The sequence below is a fragment of the Tumidithrix helvetica PCC 7403 genome (assembly GCF_965232925.1).
Lineage (GTDB): Bacteria > Cyanobacteriota > Cyanobacteriia > Pseudanabaenales > Pseudanabaenaceae > Tumidithrix > Tumidithrix helvetica.
The window spans coordinates 1-1,297 of sequence record NZ_CBDDRA010000067.1 but is presented as its reverse complement, the minus strand read 5'-3'; the positions used below and the strand labels follow the sequence as shown (position 1 = coordinate 1,297).

At 47.4% G+C, this 1,297-nt stretch carries 1 protein-coding gene; it reads left to right on the top strand.

Annotated features, from left to right (window positions below; all coding sequences use genetic code 11):
- Positions 1-98: 98 nt before the first annotated feature.
- A partial coding sequence (locus ACP2WE_RS25970; protein WP_425218414.1) for an NF041680 family putative transposase occupies positions 99-1,297 on the top strand: 1,199 nt, incomplete at its 3' end.

The window sequence follows — 1,297 nt, the reverse complement described above, 5'->3', positions numbered from 1 at the left end:
CTGGACTTTGGACTAGAAAAAGAAAAAAAGGCAGCAGGTGCTTGGCACAAACTGCCAAAAGAGCAATGATCAATTAACCAAAATTGACATTGACAATAATGATTTTCCAGAAACTCCAAGAATTTCGCAACTCGATTTATGAATACTTAGGGACAGCAAAAGATGCAGTATTTGAATTAATGGATGCCGTGTTGACAAGTCCGAGCATTAATTCGTATGTAAGTCTGTCAATGAGTCCAGTATTTCGGCGAAAATGGCCAAGTATTTATGAAGCCCTGCGAGATAGCCGACCAGAGCGAGCAAAACTAATGAAGCTGATGGTGGAAGAGATAACGGGCGAAGAGCAGCCCCTATTGGCAGGAGACCAAAGTGTATGGTTGCGACCAGATGCGGTTACCCTGAAGGAGAGGGGATTCCACCATGGCAAAGATGGGAACATAGGACTCGGACAAAGTTATAGCACCTTAGCATGGGTTCCAGAAACAAGTGGAAGTTGGGCGTTACCTTTAAGGCATGAGCGGATCACCAGTTTCGAGACCCCTACGAGTAAAGCCGCCTTCCAACTCAAACAAGTTACACGTCAATTGAGAATCCGTCCCCTAGCCGTCTATGACCGAGGGTATGGAAATGCCAGTTTCGTAAAGCAGACGGCTAACATTGAGGCAGATTTGTTGCTGCGTTTGTCATCAAACCGTTGTGTTTGGGGCATACCACCGGTCTATAGCGGTCGTGGTGCACCGTGCAAACATGGGCATAAATTCAAGTTGAATGACTCAGAAACTTGGACTGAGGCAACCACAGTCTTGGAAGTTACAGACCCAAAAATCGGTTTGGTGCGAGTAACCCATTGGTGTGATTTTCATTTTCGTGGTTCTGCTGAACGACCGATGCAACTCTTTCGAGTTGAGGTGGTGGAACCCTTGGGACGCAACCGTAAGTTTCAACCTCTCTGGTTGGCTTGGTTGGGTAAAACCATGCCTACTTTGGCAACGCTCTGGTTGAAGTACCTCCGTCGCTTTGCTTTAGAACACTGGTATCGTTTTGCTAAGCAACGTTTACATTGGACTCAACCCCAATTTGGCTCTACTCAGGTGGCTGAACGTTGGAGCGCTTTGATGCCTTTGATGACTTGGCAACTTTGGTTGGCTAGACTAGAGTGTGTTGATTCTCCTTTGCCTTGGCAGGCGCCTCAGGATAACCTAGCACCTGGTCGTGTCGCTCAAACCTTTGCTGTAATTATTGCCGCGATTGGCTCTCCTGCTATCCCTCCCCAACTGCGCGGTAAATCTCTTGGGCG